Origin of the sequence: Streptomyces pseudogriseolus (genome assembly GCA_002154585.1) — a bacterium.
Lineage (GTDB): Bacteria > Actinomycetota > Actinomycetes > Streptomycetales > Streptomycetaceae > Streptomyces > Streptomyces pseudogriseolus.
The window spans coordinates 1-802 of the sequence record MUNG01000671.1 but is presented as its reverse complement, the minus strand read 5'-3'; the positions used below and the strand labels follow the sequence as shown (position 1 = coordinate 802).

General features: G+C 72.4%; 1 protein-coding gene. It reads right to left on the bottom strand.

Features of this window, described 5'->3' with window-relative positions; all coding sequences use genetic code 11:
• Positions 1-366: 366 nt before the first annotated feature.
• Positions 367-802: anti-sigma factor (locus CCN29_RS33995; RefSeq protein ID WP_143661469.1), on the bottom strand; the 436-nt coding region annotated here is incomplete at its 5' end.

Below are 802 nucleotides of genomic sequence, written 5' to 3'. Positions count from 1 at the left end.
CCGCTCCCTGTTCGGCAGCCGCTAGCGTCCGCGCCGGGACGGGTGGGACCGTCCGGCGCGGACGCTAGCGGCTGCCGAACAGGGAGCGGCGCAGCCGGCGCAGCGGGGCGAAGAGCGAGACGCGGCTCGCTCGGGCCCGTGCGCCCCTGGTGCCGTGGTGCGCGCTGTCACGCGCGGTCAGCTCACGNNGCAGGTGATCGCAGGGACCCTGGCCCTGCTGCGCACTGTTATCTGTTCCATGTCACTCCCCACCCGTACGACTCCACCCGGCCCGGGCAGGGTAACCCTATCGCCCCGTACCGGCACCCGTGTATCGAGGTCACAGGATTCACCTTCCCCATAAGGGTGTTGACGAACACCCGTCGATTACTCTCCGAATCCGACCGTCTCCAGGGCGAGTTGGACGATGGGGCGGCCGGTGGGTTGCGGAGAGCCGCCGTCCGGTTCGACGGTCACCGCGAGTGACGTCGACGCGGGGTCGAGACCGGAGGCGACGAGGGGCGTGTCGCCGTCGAAGAGCCCGAGGGAGCGGGGCCGGCCGTCCTGGTCCATCAGCCAGAGCTGGCGCACCCGGCCCTGCGGAGGGGCGTCGTATCCGCCCAGCGTGACGACCGCGCCGCGGACCGATGCGGAGGCGATCACTCCGATCGTGCGGCCGCGCGCATCGCGTCCGCTGCTCGCACGCGCGTCCGGGGCGGCCAGAACGTGGGCGATCTCACGTGCCCGGTCGCGCTCGGCGGCGAGTTCGTCCTGCGTGCGGTTCGCCTGGACGGCGAACAGCGAGGCGACGACGAGCGCCGCG